General features: G+C 60.3%; 15 protein-coding genes and 2 pseudogenes. 4 read left to right on the forward strand and 13 right to left on the reverse strand.

All coding sequences use genetic code 11. The annotated features are described in order from the left end of the window. The 8 genes from ACVDG8_RS13125 to nifH form a co-directional block, all read right to left on the reverse strand. Entirely contained in the window at positions 1-351 is a 351-nt protein-coding gene (locus ACVDG8_RS13125; RefSeq protein ID WP_455707741.1) for a hypothetical protein, read from the reverse strand. Further along, complete coding sequence (locus ACVDG8_RS13130) at positions 351-830, reverse strand: NifX-associated nitrogen fixation protein (RefSeq protein ID WP_447255037.1); 480 nt, start codon at positions 828-830, stop codon at positions 351-353. The genes ACVDG8_RS13125 and ACVDG8_RS13130 overlap by 1 nt, the downstream gene beginning before the upstream one ends. 14 nt (positions 831-844) lie before the next feature. Further along, positions 845-1,336: a nitrogen fixation protein NifX gene (gene nifX / locus ACVDG8_RS13135; protein WP_455707742.1), complete on the reverse strand. Its 492-nt coding sequence runs from the start codon at positions 1,334-1,336 to the stop codon at positions 845-847. After that, positions 1,302-2,684, reverse strand: coding sequence for a nitrogenase iron-molybdenum cofactor biosynthesis protein NifN (gene nifN / locus ACVDG8_RS13140; protein WP_455707743.1), 1,383 nt, complete (start codon positions 2,682-2,684; stop codon positions 1,302-1,304). Before nifN ends, nifX begins: the two co-directional genes overlap by 35 nt. Next, a complete protein-coding gene (gene nifE / locus ACVDG8_RS13145) occupies positions 2,681-4,183 on the reverse strand; it encodes a nitrogenase iron-molybdenum cofactor biosynthesis protein NifE (protein ID WP_447255039.1) in 1,503 nt (500 codons plus the stop codon). Before nifE ends, nifN begins: the two co-directional genes overlap by 4 nt. A gap of 62 nt (positions 4,184-4,245) precedes the next feature. Further along, positions 4,246-5,787, reverse strand: a complete 1,542-nt coding sequence (nifK, locus tag ACVDG8_RS13150; protein ID WP_447255040.1) for a nitrogenase molybdenum-iron protein subunit beta — start codon at positions 5,785-5,787, stop codon at positions 4,246-4,248. Positions 5,788-5,912: 125 nt separating this feature from the next. Next, entirely contained in the window at positions 5,913-7,415 is a 1,503-nt protein-coding gene (nifD, locus tag ACVDG8_RS13155) for a nitrogenase molybdenum-iron protein alpha chain (RefSeq protein ID WP_447255041.1), read from the reverse strand. 92 nt (positions 7,416-7,507) lie between these two features. Continuing rightward, a complete protein-coding gene (gene nifH / locus ACVDG8_RS13160; RefSeq protein ID WP_404926324.1) occupies positions 7,508-8,401 on the reverse strand; it encodes a nitrogenase iron protein in 894 nt (297 codons plus the stop codon). 623 nt (positions 8,402-9,024) lie between these two features. Here nifH and ACVDG8_RS13165 point away from each other — a divergent pair. The 3 genes and pseudogenes from ACVDG8_RS13165 (at position 9,025) to rpoN (ending at position 13,112) form a co-directional block, all read left to right on the forward strand. Beyond that, positions 9,025-10,250: pseudogene (locus tag ACVDG8_RS13165) on the forward strand (MFS transporter). A gap of 737 nt (positions 10,251-10,987) precedes the next feature. Then, entirely contained in the window at positions 10,988-11,521 is a 534-nt protein-coding gene (locus ACVDG8_RS13170) for a redoxin family protein (RefSeq protein ID WP_447255043.1), read from the forward strand. A gap of 181 nt (positions 11,522-11,702) precedes the next feature. Next, complete coding sequence (rpoN, locus tag ACVDG8_RS13175; RefSeq protein ID WP_447257326.1) at positions 11,703-13,112, forward strand: RNA polymerase factor sigma-54; 1,410 nt, start codon at positions 11,703-11,705, stop codon at positions 13,110-13,112. Here rpoN and ACVDG8_RS13180 read toward each other — a convergent pair. The 4 genes and pseudogenes from ACVDG8_RS13180 to ACVDG8_RS13195 form a co-directional block, all read right to left on the reverse strand. After that, positions 13,091-13,732: a nitrogen fixation protein NifQ gene (locus tag ACVDG8_RS13180; protein WP_447255044.1), complete on the reverse strand. Its 642-nt coding sequence runs from the start codon at positions 13,730-13,732 to the stop codon at positions 13,091-13,093. The genes rpoN and ACVDG8_RS13180 overlap by 22 nt on opposite strands. A gap of 340 nt (positions 13,733-14,072) precedes the next feature. After that, positions 14,073-14,642, reverse strand: a complete 570-nt coding sequence (locus tag ACVDG8_RS13185; RefSeq protein WP_447257327.1) for a nuclear transport factor 2 family protein — start codon at positions 14,640-14,642, stop codon at positions 14,073-14,075. Positions 14,643-14,801: 159 nt separating this feature from the next. Continuing rightward, a pseudogene (locus tag ACVDG8_RS13190) lies at positions 14,802-14,936 on the reverse strand (ferredoxin); the annotation flags it as partial. A 32-nt stretch (positions 14,937-14,968) separates the two neighbouring features. Further along, the gene (locus ACVDG8_RS13195; RefSeq protein WP_447255045.1) at positions 14,969-16,186 is read right to left on the reverse strand and encodes a cytochrome P450; all 1,218 of its coding nucleotides are present in this window, start codon (positions 16,184-16,186) and stop codon (positions 14,969-14,971) included. A 422-nt stretch (positions 16,187-16,608) separates the two neighbouring features. Between ACVDG8_RS13195 and ACVDG8_RS13200 the strand changes: the two genes are divergently transcribed. Continuing rightward, positions 16,609-17,775 (forward strand): IS110 family RNA-guided transposase, encoded by a 1,167-nt coding sequence (locus tag ACVDG8_RS13200; RefSeq protein WP_447255046.1) that lies wholly within the window; start codon positions 16,609-16,611, stop codon positions 17,773-17,775. A 1,248-nt stretch (positions 17,776-19,023) separates the two neighbouring features. Here ACVDG8_RS13200 and ACVDG8_RS13205 read toward each other — a convergent pair. Continuing rightward, complete coding sequence (locus ACVDG8_RS13205) at positions 19,024-20,085, reverse strand: hemin-degrading factor (protein ID WP_447255047.1); 1,062 nt, start codon at positions 20,083-20,085, stop codon at positions 19,024-19,026. Positions 20,086-20,167: the final 82 nt, after the last annotated feature.

Raw genomic sequence — 20,167 nt, forward strand, 5'->3', positions numbered from 1 at the left:
TCAGGGCGACAACGGGCAGCCCGCCGGTCCGGGGTTCCTGTTTGAGCCGAGAGCAGATTGGGGGCCGGATATGCTCGCTGGCCCGCAGTCCAGCACCACGGCCTGAAATTCCCGTTCGTCCGCCAGTGCAAGCGCTTCCTTTGCCCCGCCTGCCGGCTCACTGTCGAAGCCGTCCACCTCCAGTATGTGGCTGAGGAACAGATAGAGCTCGGCATCTTGCGAACAGATCAGGACGAGTGGCTTCATCGTCGCTACCTCAAAAGCCCCATCGGCTTGTACCGGATCGGCTGAGTAGAGGCCGTCGCGCCGCTCAAGACCTGTCATGACCCGTTGCTCGAAACCTGCTTCCATTACGCACGCGCGACCTCGGGATAGGTTTCGATGGCTGCGATTGCTTCGCCGACCAGTTTCGTGCCGGCCTCGGCGAGCTTCCGGAGCGTCTCGAACCCGAACCGATGGACGTCGCGCAGCGTCTTCGAGAGAGCGACCAACCGCCCGGCCGTGAAAAGCACGCGCCCAAAGCCCTCATGGCTCAACTCCATCATCGGCGATGCCATCAGGCCGCAGCGCTCCTCGATCGCCAGCCCAACGGCGGTGTAGAACATATCAAGCCTCCACAGCACGTCCGGATCGGGATCGCCGATGATTGGAACCGTACGGCGCTGTTCCTTGCTGACGATGAAGTCTGCCAGCAGCTCGACTTCCGATTGGCCTTCCCACGCTCCATGGGAATCCTGAGCACGGATCAGCCGCACAAGGCATTTGAGAAACGGGCTGGCAAGCGCCGCCTCGTCGCCGGCGACGGCAGGGTTAATCGAAGGGTCGGACATTTTGCCTCCTGATTTCAGTCCTCGTCTTCAAAGGGCGGTTTCTGTATGCCTGCCTCAGCCAGGACCTTGCGCAGCCAAGGTGGAGGGCAGGTCCTGAGCATCATCTGCGTTCGAGACAGGACCTCCTGGATGCTCTGAGTATGCCGCACCTTGATCGGATGGATTTTTGCCGAAACAAGCTTGGCTGCCGAAGGTCCACCGATCGCCAGGCAAAACAGGAGGTGGCAGCCCTTCAGCGCTTCTACCTTCGGTGTGATGCGGTCATCCCTCTCGGCCCGATGTTTCCCACTTTCGTCGGAGACGTCGTCGAACTCGATGACTTCCACAAGCTCCCACTCCTCGCGCGTCATATCATAGATGACAAAGCGCTTGGCCGACCCGAAATGGGCATTGAGCTGCTTGACGTCCTGAGTAGCGATTGCGACGCGCAAAGCGCCTGCTTGTCGTTCACGCATCGGACGGTGAACCTCGTCAGTGACGAGTGAGAGGCGACGCATAGGGCTCACCTGGCGTTTGCCGCCTGCGGAATGGATCAAGCTCCTCGGGCATCGGCGCACGCCGGTCGGCTTGAAAGATGTTGGCAACCTCGAAGACCAGATCGCGGGTTCCTTGATAGAGGATCGAGAGCTTGTGCTGGCTGCCGAGCCGGTCGAAGACGGGGAAGCCGACGCGCATGAGTGGAATGCCAAGGCGTTGCGACGCCTGGCGTCCATGTGAGTGGGTGACCAGAAGATCAGCGCCGCTTGCAAGTGATTCCAGATCGCCGAGATCGCCGACCTGAATCGACTGCGCCGGTATCTTTTCCAGAATTTTCGACACATCGGTCGTCGTGACGGCCGCCGTGATTTCGGAGCCCATGTCGACGAAGAACGCTCCGAATTGATAGAGTTGGTCAGGTTCAGCAGCGATCGCAATTTTCTTGCCTCCGAAGTGGAAATGTCCGTCGAGTAGCGCATCTTGCAATTGCGCCCGCCGACGGCGGACGCTTGCCGGCACAGGCTGGCCAGAAATAGCCGACAGCAGCGAAACGAACTGGTCGGCGCTCTTCAATCCGGTCAGCGACTGAAACAGCACGTAAGGCACGCCGGTCGCCTTGTAGAGAACCTCGGCCGGGCGGCGCATATGCTCGCCGATGGCGATGCAGTGCCCAGCCGTGCCGAGCTCGCGGATATCCTCGATGCTCGTTCCGCCATAGGTGGTGGGGACCCAGTGGTCTGGCACGGTACCGTCGAGCGAGCCGGAGAGGTCTGGCAACATCACCGATTGCAGGCCAAAGCTTTCGACCATCTCGTGCAAATGCTCGAGGTCAGCCACGGTGAGGTTCCAGCCGGGCAAGATTACAAGTTTTTTTGACTGGCGCGCCCGTTCGCCAGGTCGCGTAACACCTTCCATGATCGCGGTAACAGCGTTGACCCAGCCCTCTTCGAGGGCGCCGGCGAAATCAGGCGTGTTGGCCAGGACGATTTCCGTACCCGCGAGTTCTTTCGCGCGTCTCAGCCTGATGTCGGCGACGTCGCCTGCGCAATCTTCGCCTCGGGTTTCCACGAGAGCCGTCGTGCAGACCCCAATCAACTTTGGCGTCGTGCGGGTCTTGAGGTTGAGGATCGCCTCTTCCAGATTGTCCGACCCGCCGAGGATGGTTGTTATTTCATCCATCGCGGTGGTCTGTAGGGGGATCGTTTCCTTGAAATGCCGCACGAGCAGTACGAGGGCGAAGCTGGTGCAGCCCTGGATCCCATGGAACAGCGGGACTGCGCCGTCGATGCCGAGAAAGGCCAAGGCTGCACCAAGCGGCTGTGACAATTTCAGCGGGTTGACCGATGCTGATTTGGTCTGGGGAAGGATATGCGTCATCGGATCTCCTCAGCACTCACGCAAATCGTCGGCGTTTTGCAGGCGGATTCCTGGACAGCGTGCAGGTTCTCGGATTCCTTGCTTGTGCCCGCCAGTTCGTGGTTCTCATGGGGTGGCCAATCCCACGGAGCACGCTCGCGCACCTGGCGCCAGATGGGGTTGTGAACGGCGAGGTCGATCTGCCGTACGAGTTCCACCATGCCGTCATAACCGGCATACGGGTGCTGGCGCTCCTGGTTGATGTCGAGCCAGGGCGTCTTGGCCTTGAGCGCGACGAATTGCGTGCGACCGCCCGACAGCATGATATCGGCCTTGCCTGCAGAGAGCATGGCGTAAAGGTCGCGCGCTGGCATCTGTTCGAATGTGTGCTTGTCGTCCTTGAGGACCTGTTTGATGCGCTCCTTGTCTTCGACCGTGGATTTCTTGACCGAGGTGCCGACGATCTCGATCCCGATCTCTACCAGCGCGTGGACGACCGACCAGGACTTGACACCACCCGTGTTGAGCAGCACGCGCTTGCCTTGAAGGCGGGCTCGGTAGGCCTCGAGCTTCTTCCACGCAATCGCCTCCTGCTCGGCAATCAGCGTCTCTGTGCGGTCCAGGATCTCCGGATCGGCACCTTTCCTCACCAGCAGCTTGGCAATTCTGCGAAGCGCCTCCGAAGTGTCCGAAATCCCGTAGAACGAGCCTTCGAAGAAAGGGATGCCCCAGCGCTCCTCCATCTTGCGGGCTAGAGTGATGAGGGCTGTCGAGCACACCACCATAGCCGCGCGGGCGCGGTGTGCAGAGGCAATGTCGAGATAGCGCGCGTCGCCCGGAACGCAGGCGCGAACCCGGATCCCGAGCCGATCGAGGAGCGGCTTTATCAGCCAGAATTCGCCGGAAAGGTTAAATTCACCAAGGATGTTGATGTCGTACGGCCCGGCGTCGTCCGGTTCAACCGTGCCGATGACATGGTCGAGCAACGCCTCGGCGGCCAGCTTGTTGCCCAGATTCTTTGAGCCGGCCAGACCCGGCGCATTGACCGGAACCACGGCCAAGCCGAATTTCTCGGCGGCGCGCTTGCAGACCGCCTCGATATCGTCGCCGATGAGCGCCGTCACACAGGTCGAATAGACAAAGACTGCGGGCGGTGCATATGCCTGCTTGATTTCGCGGATCGCCTTGAAGAGCTTCCGCTCGCCCTGCCCCATCACCACCTCGAGTTCGGTGAGGTCGGTTGTGAAGCTTGTGCGCCACAAACTTGGCCCCGACGAAGCTGCACCGCGGTTGTCCCAGGAATTGCCCTCGCAGCCGAGCGGCGCATGCACCAGGTGCGCAACGTCTGTGATCGGCTGCAGGACGATCTTGGCCCCGTCAAACGCGCAACCGCCCGCTGCCGCTCCTGGTGTCAGCGGCCTTGTGCAGCCCTGCTTGCGCACCTTGGCATCCTTGCCGAGGTTCTTATTGCAGGCGGGTTCGTCGAAAACGTCCTGGATCTTGGCACTGAGCGCGGTCATGGCGTCAGGCCCCGAACCCAATTCGGCAACGAACCGCCCGGGCGAAAAGCCGGCACGTGTCTCTACCGGGTGAGGTCATAGGAATAGTCCGTCACGCCCGTGTGGCTCGTCTCGCGATCGAGTTTGTCGAAGATCTTGTCCAGGATCGTGGTCAGCACGCGCAATCCGCCTTGATAGCCCATGAGCGGAAAGCGGTGGTGATGGTGCCGGTCGAAGATCGGGAACGTGAGCCGGATCAGCGGCGTGCCGGTGTCGCGCTCCAGATACTTGCCATAGGAATTGCCGATGAGCAGGTCCACTGGCTCGGTGAAGAGCAGCGAGCGCATCGCCCACAGGTCCTTGCCGGCCCAGACCTGGGCATCCGCGCCGAAGGGCGAGGCATCAAGCAGCTCCTGCAACTCGGCTTGCCAGCCCGAGGAGCCGTTGGTGGCCAGGCAATGGGTCGGCTCGCCGCCGGTCTCCATGACGAAGCGGGCCATGGCGTACACGAAGTCGGGGTCGCCGTAGATCGCGTATTTCTTGCCGTGCAGCCAGGACTGGCTGTCCGCCATGGCATCAACCAGTCGGCCGCGCTCTAGTCGGATTGCCTCGGGGATTTCCTTGCCGGAAAGCGCCGACACCTTCATCAGCAATTCGTCCGTCGCCTCGACGCCGAGCGGATAGTGGAAGGAAGCCGTGGCCTGCCCAACTTGCCCGCAATAGTCCAGCGTTTTGCGGGTGTTGTAGTGCTGGAGCGAAAGCGTTGCCTCGGCGTCGAGTGCCCCCCTCACCTCTTCGATCTTAGTGCCGCCGTCGTACATGCGGTATTCACCGTCCGACGGCGTGTCGAACTGGTCAGACGCGTCCTGGATGAAGGTGTAGGACACACCCATCACATCGAGCAGACGTTTGAGCTCCCGGTTGTTGCCAACGCAGAAACCGTCGAAGCCCGGAATGAGGTTGATGCTTCCCTTGGTTTCCGTGCGCTGCTGGCCTTTCCAGAAGTGCTCCAGAATACCCTTGACCATGCCGTCATAGCCGTCGATATGGCTGCCGACGAAGGCCGGCGTGTGGGCAAAGGGCACGTCAAAGTCGCGCGGGACCGAGTTTTCATCCTTGGCGTTCTGGATGAAGCTGTGCAGATCGTCGCCTATGACCTCGGCCATACATGTCGTCGAAACTGCGATCATCTTGGGGTCGTAAAGCTGGTATGTGTTGGCGAGCCCGTCGACCAGGTTCTTAAGGCCGCCGAACACTGCCGCATCCTCGGTCATGGACGAGGAAACCGCCGAAGCAGGTTCCTTGAAATGGCGCGACAGGTGCGAGCGGTAATAGGCCACGCAGCCCTGGCTGCCGTGGACGAAGGACATGGTCCGCTCGAAGCCCGCGGCCGCGAACACAGCGCCGAGCGGCTGGCAGGCCTTGGCGGGATTAATCACAAGCGCTTCCCGGGCGAGGTTCTTTTCGCGATATTCCCAGGTCTTGGTGAATTCGCCTTGATCGGCAACGATCTGATCCGGGTGCGGACATTCGAAATTCAGCTTCTTCTCGGCGAGCATTTTCCTGTATTCCGGCTCACGGAACAGGGGAGCGTGGTCGAGAATCTTTTCGGCCGACTGCGGCATTGGTATTCCTCTTTTGAATCTGGCCGCGATCGGCAGCTCAGATAGGTCGAGACGTTTCCGGTAATCCGGGGCTCACAGACCGCCGGGTTCGTGGTCTCCTGGGGAGACCCGGCCGGACAGGGGGTCTATTCGGCAGCTATCGCCCGCCCACTGCCTGGGCGTTCTTTCCAAGGCGCGTGGTAGAGATCCCAGACGGGATTGTTGATGGCAAGATCCACATCACGCGCGAAAATGGCAAAGCCGTCATAGCCGTGATAAGGTCCCGAATAGTCCCAGGAGTGCATTTGGCGGAACGGGATGCCCATCTTCTGAACCGGGTATTTTTCCTTGATGCCGGAGCCTACGAGGTTGGGGCGAACGCCCTCGATGAATTTCTCCAACTCGTAGCCGGTAACGTCGTCATAGATCAGCGTGCCGTTCTTCACGTAATGACCGGTGCGCTGATAGTCGTCATTGTGGCCGAACTCGTAGCCGGTGCCGACGATGACCATGCCGAGGTCCTCGTAAGCTGTGATGACGTGGCGGGGGCGCAGGCCACCGACGTAAAGCATGACGGTATTGCCTTCGAGACGCGGCCGGTACTTGGAGATGATGGCATCGACAAGTGGCCTGTACTTGGCGATCACCTTCTCGGTCTTCTCCTCGATTTCCGGCCCAAAATACTTGGCTATGTTGCGCAGCGAGGTCTCGATCTGGGACGGTCCGAAGAAATTGTACTCCATCCAGGCGACGCCGTACTTTTCCTCCATATGCCGGCAGATGTAATTCATCGAGCGGTAACAGTGGATGAGATTGAGCTTGGCCTTTGGCGCGCGCTCGATCTCGGCCAGTGTCGCGTCGCCCGACCAGTTGCCGACCACGCGCAATCCTATCTCCTCAAGCAAGATCCGCGAGGCCCAGGCGTCGCCGCCAATGTTGTAGTCGCCGACCACGTTGACGTCGTAAGCACCGGCCTCGAACTCGACGTCCTTCTTGTCGAAGACCCAGTCGCGGATCGCGTCATTGGCGATGTGGTGGCCGAGAGATTGCGAGACGCCACGGAAGCCCTCGCAACGGACCGGCACGATGGTCTTTTCGTACTCCTTGGCCTTCTTGCGAGAAACTGCTTCGGTGTCATCACCAATGAGACCGATCGGGCATTCCGATTGCACGGTGATGCCGTTGTTCAGCGGAAACATCACCTCGATCTCGTCGATGATCTGTTCCAGTTTCTTGTCACCGCCGAAGACAATGTCTTTTTCCTGGAAATCGGAGGTGAACTGCATTGTCCCGAACGTGTCGATGCCCGTTGTGCCCACATAGTAATTGCGCCGCTGTGACCAGGAATATTGGCCGCAACCAACGGGCCCGTGCGAGATATGGACCATATCCTTGACTGGTCCCCAGACCACGCCCTTTGAGCCGGCATAGGCGCAGCCGCGGATCGTCATCACCCCAGGGATGGACTTGATGTTCGATTTGACGTCGCATTCGGAAAGGATCTCGCTTTCTCCGCCAGCCTCATCCCCGCTCTTTGCGATGCTGAGGTGTTTTTTGCGACGCTTCGCCGCTTTGTCGGGATATTGCGATAGTACCTCCTCGATGAGCTTCGCATGGAGAGCACCATCGTTCTCGTATTCCAGGCTCATGGGACCCCTTTCAAGGTGTCTGATCACGCCTCACCGATGAGGCGCCGTGCTTTGCAAGGCGCCGCAACTCGAGAGGCGACCAATATCGGTCGTTACTGCGCGGCCGTCTTGGCGGCTTCCTTGGCCTGAAGCTCGGCAAGCATTTGCTCGTCGGTCTTCATGATGCCGAAGTCGAGCAGCATGTCTTCGAGCTCCTCCATGGTGATCGGCGTCGGGATCGTGCCCTGGCCAGAATTGGCATGGATTTTCTCGGCCAGCGCGCGGTACTCTCCGGCCTGCTTTGAATCCGGCGCATACTGGATAACCGACATCTTCCTGAGCTCGGCGTGCTGGACGATGTTGTCGCGCGGCACGAAGTGGATGAGCTTGGAATTGAGCCTGGAAGCCAGGGCTTCAGCGAGGTCGAGCTCACGGTCGGTTTGACGTTCGTTGCAGATCAGGCCTCCGAGTCGCACGCCCCCCGAATGAGCATATTTCAGGATGCCCTTGGCGATGTTGTTGGCGGCGTAGAGCGCCATCATCTCCCCGGACATAACGATGTAGATTTCCTGCGCCTTGCCCTCGCGGATTGGCATCGCGAAACCGCCGCAAACCACGTCGCCGAGCACGTCGTAGGAGACATAGTCGACATCGTCATAGGCGCCGTTCTCTTCGAGGAAATTGATCGAAGTGATGACGCCGCGGCCGGCGCAGCCAACACCCGGCTCCGGGCCGCCGGACTCCACGCACTTGATGCCTCTGTAGCCAATCTTGAGCACGTCCTGCAGCTCGAGATCTTCCACCGAACCTTCCTGCGCCGCCAGATGCAGGACAGTATCCTGAGCCTTCGAATTCAGGATCAGGCGGGTGGAGTCGGCTTTCGGATCGCAGCCGACAATGAGGATTCTCTGCCCGAGGTCGACCAGGGCGGCGAGCGTGTTTTGGGAGGTGGTGGACTTGCCGATGCCGCCCTTTCCGTAAAAGGCGATCTGACGCAGACCTGACATTATAGATTTCCTTCCTTCGTTCCATCCGTCGCGGCTGGCCGCGATATGAATGCCGATGGGCAGCTCTTGCCGCCTCACACCGGAAGGGTCTCAAGACTCGTGCCAAGTGAACTTGCTGATGCGAACGGGGATTTTGTCATTCCTGTCCCGCGAGTTAGCCTGAGCTCCAACATGTGTTTGCTGCCAAACAAGCGATTGTCCGAACAAGCCCTGTAGCGGACCCGACAATGCCCGACACGAGGCGTCGGCTTCGAAACGGCTACGCGGAAGAAGCTGGGCCTTCGCTTTGGAGCCGAGTTTTGGCTGCCTGCGGCGGCAAGGACCGGCGCGCCTCCGCCGCGGGACATCCGATTCGTACTCGGTAGCTGGTTGCGCCTGGCTGGTTCGAGCTTGGCCCGCCAACGCGGCATGGAACATGCCGGATCCGGCGACTGCCGACGATCACATCCTCGTCCGGCTTCGAGAACCGGCACTGATATTGCACGCGGCGCTGTCACAACAAGTCGGGCAGCGATCAACATTCCCCTCGTGCAACGCCGCCGGCGAGGGCGGCGCTCCTGGGATGAATGGGGGTCAATGCGCCAACTCATGTTGCAGTTGCACCCAAGCTGGCGAGCTTATTCATGACTGAATTCGCGACAGGTTCCATGAAGGCTCGTCTGCACGGCCCAGAAAAGCCGGATCAACGGTCTCGTCCCGCATGGGGCGCGGTCATATCGCTTGCCCTGGGCACCTTCGGGTTGGTGTCGGCAGAGCTCTTGCCTGCGAGCGTGCTGACGCCGCTCGCCCATGATCTGCATGTCACGGAGGGTGCGGCTGGACAGACCATGACAGCGACGGCGATTGCCGCGGCGATCTCTGCGCCGACGATCGCCTTCATAACAAAGCGCCTGGACCGCAGTGTGGTGCTCTGGGCGATGATGCTGCTTCAGATCCTGTCCAACCTTTTGGCTGTGCTCGCTTGGTCGCTGCCGGTTTTCCTGGCGACACGGGTCGTGCTCGGCATTGCGCTTGGAGGCTTCTGGTCGATTTCGGCATCGCTGGCGCTGCGGCTCGTTCCAAATCATCTCTTGCCGCGCGCCCTATCAATCATCCTAACCGGCGTTTCGGTCGCCATTGTTTGCACGCCTCAATCGGCGCCTATGTCGGCGACATCTGGGGATGGCGAGCCACCTTCATGATCGTCGCAGCCGTCAATGCCGTTACATTGCTGGTGCAACTCATAACGCTCCCGTTGTTGCCGCCGGTTGAAATGGCTGGCGTCCGCGGTCTGCTGAGTGTGATCAAGAAGCCAACCATCAGGGTCGCGCTTTTGGTGGTACTGCTGGTCGCTTCTGGGCACTTCGCCAGCTTCACCTATGTCCGGGCTTACCTCGAGAAGATTCCCGCGCTCCGTATCGAGACAATCTCGCTGCTGTTGCTCATTTCTGGCGTATGCGGCTTCTTCGGCAATGTAGCCGGCGCATACCTGGCCAAGTACAGTCTCAAGGCAGTCGCGGCGCTGCCGCCCCTGCTCATGGCAATAGCCGCTGTCTCATTGCTGATGCCTGGAGCATCGGCCTCCGCCTCGGCGATTGCGGTTGCTGTATGGAGCTTTGGCTTTGGTGCGGTGCCGGTGGGGGTACAAACCTGGATGGTGCTTCGCGCCGTTCCCGAGCAGGCCGAAAGCGCCGGTGTGCTGATGACCTCAACCTTTCAAATAGCCATCGCAGCCGGCGCGATCTTCGGCGGACTGCTCGTCAATAATGCCGGCGTCGCCAGCGTGTTTGCCTACAGCGCAGTAGCCACGTTCCTCGCCGCCCTCACTGTGTTCCTATTCGGCCCGAAAGGTGCAACCTACACCTCCTGACGGGAGAGACCTTCCCGCTAACCAGCGGCGGCTTGGCGACCTATCGTCGGTATTGCCACATTTTTGGTTCCGTTTCCGACACAGTGGTTTCGATCGTGCCAACGGCGAAGCGGTTGGGACGCCAAACTTGTCATGATCCTGGCCGAGCCCAATTCGGTCTGTCGCTGGCGCGGGATCATGGCGATTTGCCGAAGAGCGGCAGCCATGACTTGCGGCCATGGCGTGCGTTCGCTTCAGTCATGCCTCGCCAACACCGCTACGGCGCACCGCTGCGGTGGCACCGGGGCGTAGGCTTGCGCTGTGGCCTGCATCGTTTGCCAGCCGGCGGAAGCGCAATCCAGGCACGCTACACACCTCATGGCGCGCATCCGGTTTGACAAAAGGCGTCGTCCCGAAAGCGAGACCTTCGTGCAGAAGCAGCTTCATTGCAAATGGCATGCCTTTTGCGCCTCGTGCTCAGAGCCCATTGAACGCGACTAAGCGGATACCGAACCATGGCTGGCACGCGAAGCACAAAACGACCCACAAAGGCCGCGTTGATTGTCGTGCATGAAGGCTGCGCATCGCCCGGTCTGGAGGTCCGAAGATCTGGAGCCGGGCCGTTTCCCATACACCCGACCGGGGAAAGAATCGCGAGGCCCGTAAGCATCGTCTCGCGCCCCGGCAGCACCCCAGCGCGGCAATGCGCCAGCCTCAGTAAAATCCAGTGCGCCAGTTTTTTCAAAAGGAGCAAGTTGATGACCGGTCAAAAGAAGGTCCCCTTCGTCACGTTTTTTACGCGTGTTCGCGATGATTCAATCCAGGGACCCAATCCATATCGTTGGGAAGAAAAAACGTCCGACGACTACTTTGCCGGCAAGCGCGTCATCCTGTTCTCGCTGCCTGGCGCTTTCACCCCGACCTGCTCGACCTACCAACTCCCCAATTTCGAAGACCTCTACGAGGACTTCAAGAAAGAAGGAGTCGACGCGGTCTACTGCCTCTCGGTCAACGATGCCTTTGTCATGAATGCATGGGGAAAGTCCTTGGGCCTACAGAAGGTCGAGCTGATCCCGGACGGGTCTGGCGAGTTCACGCGCAAAATGGGCATGCTGGTTGCCAAGGACAATCTGGGCTTCGGCATGCGCTCCTGGCGCTACGCGGCTCTACTCAACGATGGCGTCGTGGAGCAGTGGTTTGAGGAGGATGGTTTCTCCGATAACTGCGAGACCGACCCCTATGGCGTCTCATCCCCGCAGAACGTCCTTCAATCGTTGAAGGACGCGGCGTGAGCTGGTTCAGATCGGCCATGCGCAACTGCGTTTTGACGACGCTATGCGACGCAAAGGGGGAGCCTCTGACGTGCGCGCCCCCTGAGGTCGGTCGAACGCGACGCGGCTTGGAACCTTCGACCTGTGAGAGATCCAATTGGCCACGGCCAAGGGCTGGTTTGACAGGAATACCGGACTGACCATGAAATCGTCCTTCAGCCTCCTTCAGAAACAGGCGCTTGCAGCATCGCCTCAACTCATCGAGTCAATTCGCCTGCTGCAGCTGACGCATGCCGAACTGCACCAGTTCGTGGACCAGGAGCTCGAGAAAAATCCGCTTCTGGAGCATGCGCCAAAAGACGAAGGGCTGAATGGCGAGATCGAAGGACCGGCCTGGGCAGGGCCGCCGGACCTGCCCAGGCAAGGCAAGTCCCTGCCGAATGCAACCAGCACCGCGCCGGGCGAGCGACCTGCCTACGAGGAGTTTGTCGCCTTACCCGAAACGTTGCACGACCATGTCGCTCGTCAGATCTCCCTTACCCCCTTCACACCGCACGAGCGGCTGATCGCTCATCAGCTGGCCGGTCATCTGGATGACACCGGCTATGTTCGGGTAAGTCCTTCGGACTTGGCTGATACCCTAAACGTCGGGCTGGTCCATGTGGAACGGGTGCTCGGCGTTTTGCAGCGCCTGGATCCTCCTGGAATCTTCGCACGATCGCTCAGCGAATGTCTTGAGATACAGTTGCGCGAGCGAAACCGCTTCGACCCGGCAATGGCGGTTTTGGTTGCTAACCTTGAGACGCTTGCGCGACGCGATTTTCAGACATTGAAGCAGCGTTGCGGCGTCGATGAAGAAGATCTTCTCGAGATGCTGCAGGAAATCCGTGCGCTCGACCCAAAGCCTGGAAACACATTCCAGTCGGGAACGCCGGAATGCGTGATACCGGACGTATGGGTGCTGCGCTCGCCCGGAGGTGGATGGCAGATCGAACTTGATCCGAACACGCTGCCCAAGGTGCTGATCAATCAAAGCTATGTTGCGGAGGTTTCGAGCCGAGCCGCCAAAAAATCGAAGGACATGAATTTTGTCAATGAATGCTTGCAAAACGCGAACTGGTTGATCCGCAGCCTCGACCAGCGCGCCAAGACGATCCTTAAGGTGGCCACCGAAATCGTGCGCCAACAGGATGCCTTTCTGGAGTACGGCGTCGCCCATCTACGGCCGCTCAATCTCAGGACCGTCGCTGATGCGATCAACATGCACGAGTCGACCGTGAGCCGGGTGACGTCGAACAAGTACATGGTCACCCCACGCGGCGTGTTCGAACTCAAATATTTCTTCACCGTCGCGATCGCCTCTTGCGAAGGGGGTGACGCGCACTCGGCTGAAGCTGTCCGCCATCGGATCAAGGCGATGGTCGCCGAAGAATCGCTTGATAACATGCTTTCTGACGATGACATCGCTGACCGGCTCAAGGAATGCGGCATAGATCTCGCTCGCCGCACGGTCGCCAAATATCGCGAGGCGATGAACATCCCCTCCTCCATACAGCGGCGCCGGGAAAAGCGCTTGTGGCGCGACGGCGATCAAGGCCTCAAGGCCTCGTGACCAAGAGCGGCCCCCAAATCAAATATGACGCCTTCTTCAGATTCGCTCTCCTCCGGGCCGAAGCAACTGTCGAAATCGCTGCATTCCCGGCAATTGGGCGCAGTGCATAGCGAAAACCCTTCGGCCTCACAGAGCTTGCGGTAAAAATACTTCTTCCATTTCATGTTCTGGGTATTGCCGGCCGCAAGCATCGGAAAATGCGTGGCAAGCAGGCGGTTGAGCTCGCCCCGATTGAGAAGACCAAGATCCTGCCACAGATGGTCATCGCGCATGGCGCGCCGGGCGACGATCTTGGCGAAGCGCGCGCTCGCCGGGTCACTCGGCCGGGCATGCGCCAGCAGCAGCCCGCGCAGAAGTTCTTCCTCCATGCCTGGCTCAGGATCGGTGACGTCTTCCAAGGCTAAGACTGCCATAGCGGTTGCGGACAAAGCCGGGGGCAGGACCTGGTGCAGCTCGGCGAGGGAAAGGCCTGTCGACTCCGTCGCTGTCGTTTCGCCAGCCTGGACCTCCTTGAGCGCACACGACAGAACGCAGCTAAGGACATGCTCGTCGAAACTCCTCTCCGGCTCGATAGAGGTGCATTGGGCGGCGCCGACAGATGCGTCTTTATCGGCGGACATGGTCCCGTTCTCCCGGCTTGTTTTCGCGACGCAGGCGCCCTGCCCGCGAGCAACATGGTGACCGACCCTGGGCACGCGCCGGCTCAACCGTAATCGGGCGGTGGTTCGACCGACATGAGCACGCGTTGAACTCGCCTTCCAAGTGACCGCGCTACCCGTCGCAATCACTAGGCGTTGAAGATTGACCAATGAAGGGAATGCGCCCCCACACTGGCGTCCTCGGTGCGCTCCTGGGTCGCAGCAGAGAGTTGTGGCGGTCACGCTGTAGCGAGCTCTCTGCCGGCCATCTTTCCCTTGCAGGTGTCGCAGTGGCGTTGGAAAGTTGTCATAGTCCGTATTCCTACTGATGCGGTTCGGAATCGGTGAAATCCGTGTTGTGAGAAGCAATGGAACGCTTGCCCAACGCATAGACCGGATCGTCCGGATACGGCGCCCCAATCGGCTGTCGCGTGCCGAAGCGTTCTGCCTCCAGCACCGAGGATGGGATCTGCTCCTCGAGCCAATCATAGACAACGGTCCGTTCGGCAATTCGCCATTCCCCTTCCCGCTTTTGAAACAGATCGCAGTAGCGCCCGCATAGAAATGTCTGGCGTACCTCTCCGTCTTTGTCCGGTCCACGTTGCAGCGCGGTGAAATAGCTCTCGACCGTGGCCTCCGCCGCATCAATGAATTCGATCAGAATGTTGGTGATCTGATGGATGTTGCGCGGTCGCGTCTTGAAGATATCGAGCGCGAACCGAATGAAGCCCTCGGCCGTGCCGCGATACGCTCCGTGGCTGTCGTGGGCGTCAGGCCAATATGCACTGCGCAGCACCGCCTCATCGGCGCGGTCTGTCCCGCGGCAATACCGATAAAGGCAGTCGCGGATCGCCTCGCGGTCGAGCAGTTCAGCAATTTTTGCTTGTCCGATCGGGTCAGTCGCAAACTCCGTGGTGCTGACGTGTTCCGGGACCGCTCTCTTCGGTTTGAAAGCGCCCTCCGAAACAAGTCGCACAGCGGGTGGATCGTCGATTTCCAACGCAAGTTCGGGGCAGGATCGCACGCCATCCGACGCAAGCAGTTGCTCCCCCTCCGCCACCTCGATGTCACCGGGTAGAATGTAGCCCGCCTCATCCAGCTTGAAGACTGCCGGCGCCCGCGCCCAGCATTGCGCATGACCCTGACATCTGGCTTTGTGAACGATGATGCGCAAGGCGACCTCCAACGTCTGTGCCCCCGGCTCAGGCCGGGCTAGGTTTAGGCCCAGTCCAGGATCAGATTTTCAATGCCGAACAATTGGCCGCCATGGGTGATGGGAGCTGTTCCCTCCTGGATCCGAAAGGGCGGCAGGCGCGCCAGCCACTCCTCCAGGCCAATGACAATTTCGAGGCGGGCAAGATGTGAGCCAAGGCAACGGTGGGGGCCATAGCCAAAGGCGGCGTGGCGGATGCCTTCTCGGGTCAGGTCGACGGTGTTGGGGTCTTCGAATTCCGTTGGGTCACGATTTGCAATCATTGTGGCGCAGGAAACAAAGTCCCCCTTGCGGATCGGCGCGCCTTCGAAGTCGATATCCTTCCGTGCGACGCGGACCAGATGGACGGTCGGAAAGGCGCGCAGCAGTTCTTCGGCTGCGCGCACGATCCGGTCCGGTTCTTTTCGGAGCAATTCCTGATCGTCCAGGTTTCGCGCGAGATAGGCCAAGTCAAAGCCGATGGCTGTAGCGACCGTGTCGAGCCCTGCCACCAAAACGAGCACGCCAATGCCACGGACCTCCAGGTCTGTCAGCCCGCGGCCCTCGACCTGCGCCTGCACAATCAAGCTCATGAAATCGTCGACGGGCTTTTTGCGGCGCTTCGCCGCCAGCTCGTCTATGAACGCTACAATCGTCCGTGCCGCCGCCGGCCGTCTCACCTCATCGCCGTGGAGCAGATCTCTCGCCCAAGCAACAAACGTCTCAAGACGGTGCTCCGGCAGTCCGATGAAACGAAGGAAGATGCTGACCGCGAAAGGAAAGGCGAAATCCTTCATGACATCGCAGCTTGTTCCCGACGAGGCGATCCTCGTGATAAGCGCTATCGCCCGCTCGCGGATGGCGGGCTCAAGTTCCGTTACGCGCTTGGGCGAAAAGAGCGGATTGAGCAATGAGCGAAAGACGGCATGCGAAGGGGGATCGATTTCGAGCGGGATCGTCGGCCAGTCTTCGCCCAGTGCGGATGCGAAGATGTTGCGATGACTGGAAAAGTTTTCCGTCTCCTGCAGCACCCGGCGCTGATCTGCGGCGCGAGTGATGACCCAAGCACCTTGCCCCGTACGCGTGTTCCAGGGCGAATAAAAGACTCGCGGTCCGTCATGCACGCATGCGACTGCTGCGTGCGGGTCGCCGTTGGGCGTCGGTGACATGCCTGGCGACGAAAAGAGGCTGAAGTCGCGCACCATTTCCGGCGGGACATGATCTGGAACCGGGTGGGTCGTCATTTGGTTCTCCTGGGTCAGGCGTTTACGCGCTCGGCTGAGATCGCTGAGCTGTTCGTCACCGCTGGGCTCCGCAACGCACCGCCGACACGCCTCTGATGATAAAACCGAGCAAGTTGCGTGCCGAGCAAGCGCACCATTGGCGGCCCAGTCATTCTGCGTTGCAGCGGTCCGCATGAGGCTACCCTTTTGGCAGGCCTCAGACATTCTTGTCCGTTCCAGACACGACACACTGCATGAAGATCGAATGGGGAGCCTGGCACGCAGGCCAAGTATGGAACCGAGGTCACCTGCCACTCCGGACACAGCTCGGCGGCAGCAAAGCCGCTCGCTGCGCGCTCTCCACAAGCGCTGTAGATGCTATGGGCGGCGGCGAGCGTGTGGCACCCTCGGCGCTGTTGAGCAGCTACCTAAGGAGCGCCCCCATGTCACCATCCTTTGATGCAAGCAAATCCCTTACCGCCCTTGATCAGGACAGCACGTTGGTCGCAGTGATTGAGATGAGCCAGACAAAGTGGCTCATTGCTGCGACGGTCCCTGGCTTTGAACGTAATCCTCTCAAGAAGCTCGATGCCGACCCGGATTCGGTGCTCAGGCTGTTGCGCCGCTGGCGCAGCGAAGCCATCGAAGCCGGGCGCGAAGTCCGGCGCATGGTTGTCGCCTATGAGGCTGGACGCGACGGCTTTTGGTTGGCGCGCTGGCTCCAGGCGCACGCTGTCGAGGCTTATGTCATACATCCATCGAGCGTCGCGGTTTCCCGCGAACATCGGCGTGCCAAGACCGATCGCCTCGATACCGAACTGCTGATGCGCGCCTTTCTTGGCTGGCTGCGGGGCGAGAAGCGCCACTGCAGCATGGCAGCCATCCCAACCATCGATGAGGAGGAGGCCCGCCGTCCGAACCGTGAACGAGACAATCTCGTCCGCGAACGTACACGGATCGTCAACCGCATCAAGGCAATCCTCGCTCGTTTCGGCATTCGCACCTTCAAACCCAATCTGCGCAAGGCTGCCGAGAAACTGGAAGCTCTGCATACGGCGGAAGGTATGCCCCTGCCAGAACGAAGCCGAGCCGAGTTGCGCCGTAATCTCGGACGGCTTCACCTGTTGCGTGAACAAATCCACGAGATCGAACAGGAGCGGCTGCGGCAGCTCTCGGTGGCTCTGGACACGGAGAAGGGTCCGCTCGCGATGGTTCGCCTTCTTGCGCGGATCATCGGTGTCGGTATCGAGACTGCGGACATGCTGGTGCATGAGATTCTGTCACGCGGCCTGCGTGATCGGAGAGCCGTCGCGCGCTATGCCGGACTTACCGGGGCGCCAGATGAGAGCGGCCAACGCAGGCGCGAGAAAGGTCTTGCGCGGGCCGGCAACGCTCGCGTCCGCTACGGCATGATCCTGTTGGCTTGGCGGTTCCTCCAATTCCAAAAAGACAGCGCCCTGGCGCACTGGTTTTGCGCGAGAACGGCCGATGGCCGTGGCGGTACGCGCAAGACAATGATCGTGGCTTTGGCGCGCAAGCTACTGATTGCATTCTGGCGACTTGTCACGACCGGCGAGATCCCGACGGGAGTAGCCCTGCGTCCGGTATAAAGCATGGAGGAACGTTCGACAGGACGAGCATTGAAGTTTGGCAGCTGCAATAGCGTCTGCCGATAACGATCCGAGGTGGTGGTGATCCCGGTCGCTCACATGGCTTCCTGCCGCCGTGCTCGTGACCATCAAGGGCAAGTCGCTTCGCGATGGGCCAAAGGCCCACCCTTGACCGTCACTGCGCGCGGCGCCCCAATGGACCCCGAAGCCAAAGCAGGAACATATGGGCGCCACAGTTGAACGAACAAGGAGACGGAACGACTGAAAGATCAAGTTGACAAACATCACCCCATACAAGCGAGCGAGCGGCTTTGCGCTCTTCATCGACACTTGCTCATAAAGTCGGGTTGCTGAGACCAATCCGGCGGAGGCTATATGACCAATGACATAGTGAACCTGTGCGCACATGGAAAAGCCTTCTGATGGCCATCGCTTGTGCGAGATAATTGCCTTTGCCGTCCTACGGTTGGGCGGGCCCGAGATCAGGGCCGCGACCGGAAGCGGCTACGGCAAGAAGAAGACCTGCCGCGCCTACGCCATCAAGGCGCTGCAAATAGCTCAATCCGGGGATCGGCAGCCCCACCAGGTCTGCGTACAAGATCACCATTGGCCTGCGATGGCGATGGCCTCGCCATGATCTGCTGGTAATCGCAGAAATTCTCGACCGCCCTGGTGGCACCATCAGCCCGACCCTTGCTGTGCTGCTGTTCGTGGCAAGAATCTAGCCGCATTGCGGATTGCGCCGAACAGGATGCGATAGCGTCTTTGACGCGCCTTGGGCCGCGACAGCGCTTTACATCCGTGTTGGACGCGGGCTTTCCTCCGTATTAGACACCGAGCGCCCTGCCTCCGTGGAAAATTCGAGGATGCCCTTTGTGGAGTCCGTCCTCTGGAATTTTTACGGTGCCGCCAATCGACTTCACCTGGACCAATTCCTCCCGCCCGTAATACGGCGGTAACCCCGGACAATTGACTGACACCATACCCGCCGGCGGCCAACGGACGCGTTTGCCTGCATTGAGCAACTTTACCGCCGGATTCAGGTTGGGGCTCACCGCAACAGCGGCGGCGATCCTCGACAAGCGCGGAAGCGCTCCTGGGGAGCCTACGCTCGAGGCGATCGGCGGTGAGGCGCAGAGGACAGCTGTGCCCTGGTTGGCCTCCGCGGGCAAAGCGATGGTCAACAAAGTCCAAAGTAGCGGCCCGCACGCCGCCCGAGAACGGAAATCAACATGCATCGGCGTTGCCTCAAGCAGCGGTTGAACGGGGAATGCGCGGCAGGTTCTCGGCCAGGAGCCGCCAGTCGTCACGCTCGGGTGCGCCTTCCTCGCGCAATCCGAAGAACTGGATGATCATCTTGCCGTCGGCGCCATAGGCTTCAAGTGACGTGACGTGGCCGTCCCTGGTAGGCTTGCGCACGGCCCAAACCTCGCGGATGTGGTGGGTCCTGAGATGGAGGCCGAAGGTCTCGTCGACCACATTGATCCAAGGCCCGATCTGCTTGACCGTCTTGATTGGGCCTGAATGGATCTGGATGCAGCCTCGGTTGCCGACGAAACACATGATCGGCATCTCGTCTTCGGCCGCACGCTGCAACATGGATCCAAGCGCAGCATGGTCGAGCAGCCAGGCGTAGTCGTCCCCGACCATGCGCACCGCCTGGCGGCGGCTGAGGTTGAGCGCCTTCAGCATGCCGTAGAACTGGTGCACGTCGGTCAGCTGACTCCAGTGCTCGCGCAGGTCGTCGACCGTGGCCGCTTGGTCCGAAATCTTTGCCTCGTTTTCGGCCGACCTCGTCTCAACCGAGATGATCGGCTCCTGGTTGGAGGATTGGAGCTCGTCTATCAGTTTTCGATATGCATTGAGGTTTGAGCGCGGTCTCAGATGTATCTTGTGCACGGCCTCGCCTGCCGCGTCGAAGAACAGCAGCCCGCGGCGGATCTCGTCGGCTTCGCGTGTCTCCACGGCAAAACCATGCGTCCACTCCTTCGGGAAGATGCGCAAATCAATGTCATTGCCGAGCACCATGGCGCGATGGTTGCCGGTGAACACCTTGTCGTAGACGCCTATCTTCTCATGCATGGCACTGTCATTGCGGGTCAGCGCTATGACCTCGCCGACCGCCTCGAGACCGGTAAGCACATCATTCACGCGCGCCTCGATGCGCAGCGCGCCAAAACCGCAATGTGCCGCGTAAAGCTCGGCTTCCGAAATGCCCAATTTGCCGGCGAGATCGCGGCTGAGGATGGTGGGACAGTCTTCGCGTGCTCGCCGGATGGTCTCCGGCGAAGGTTTCTCGCGCTGGTGCATGTCTTAACCCCTGCTTTGCGCATATTGTGTGGTTGGGAGCCTTAGCCCTCGCCAAGAGGAGCCTCAAAAGGCGTGCCAATTT

Source organism: Mesorhizobium sp. ORM8.1 (assembly GCF_053005525.2).

Excerpts from the sequence above, each read along its gene's own strand:
- ACVDG8_RS13125 (WP_455707741.1), bottom strand. The coding sequence starts at position 351 with ATGGAAGCAGGTTTCGAGCAACGGGTCATGACAGGTCTTGAGCGGCGC.
- ACVDG8_RS13130 (WP_447255037.1), bottom strand. The coding sequence starts at position 830 with ATGTCCGACCCTTCGATTAACCCTGCCGTCGCCGGCGACGAGGCGGCG.
- nifN (WP_455707743.1), bottom strand. The coding sequence starts at position 2,684 with ATGACGCATATCCTTCCCCAGACCAAATCAGCATCGGTCAACCCGCTG.
- nifE (WP_447255039.1), bottom strand. The coding sequence starts at position 4,183 with ATGACCGCGCTCAGTGCCAAGATCCAGGACGTTTTCGACGAACCCGCC.
- nifK (WP_447255040.1), bottom strand. The coding sequence starts at position 5,787 with ATGCCGCAGTCGGCCGAAAAGATTCTCGACCACGCTCCCCTGTTCCGT.
- nifD (WP_447255041.1), bottom strand. The coding sequence starts at position 7,415 with ATGAGCCTGGAATACGAGAACGATGGTGCTCTCCATGCGAAGCTCATC.
- nifH (WP_404926324.1), bottom strand. The coding sequence starts at position 8,401 with ATGTCAGGTCTGCGTCAGATCGCCTTTTACGGAAAGGGCGGCATCGGC.
- ACVDG8_RS13170 (WP_447255043.1), top strand. The coding sequence starts at position 10,988 with ATGACCGGTCAAAAGAAGGTCCCCTTCGTCACGTTTTTTACGCGTGTT.
- rpoN (WP_447257326.1), top strand. The coding sequence starts at position 11,703 with ATGAAATCGTCCTTCAGCCTCCTTCAGAAACAGGCGCTTGCAGCATCG.
- ACVDG8_RS13180 (WP_447255044.1), bottom strand. The coding sequence starts at position 13,732 with ATGTCCGCCGATAAAGACGCATCTGTCGGCGCCGCCCAATGCACCTCT.
- ACVDG8_RS13195 (WP_447255045.1), bottom strand. The coding sequence starts at position 16,186 with ATGACGACCCACCCGGTTCCAGATCATGTCCCGCCGGAAATGGTGCGC.
- ACVDG8_RS13200 (WP_447255046.1), top strand. The coding sequence starts at position 16,609 with ATGTCACCATCCTTTGATGCAAGCAAATCCCTTACCGCCCTTGATCAG.
- ACVDG8_RS13205 (WP_447255047.1), bottom strand. The coding sequence starts at position 20,085 with ATGCACCAGCGCGAGAAACCTTCGCCGGAGACCATCCGGCGAGCACGC.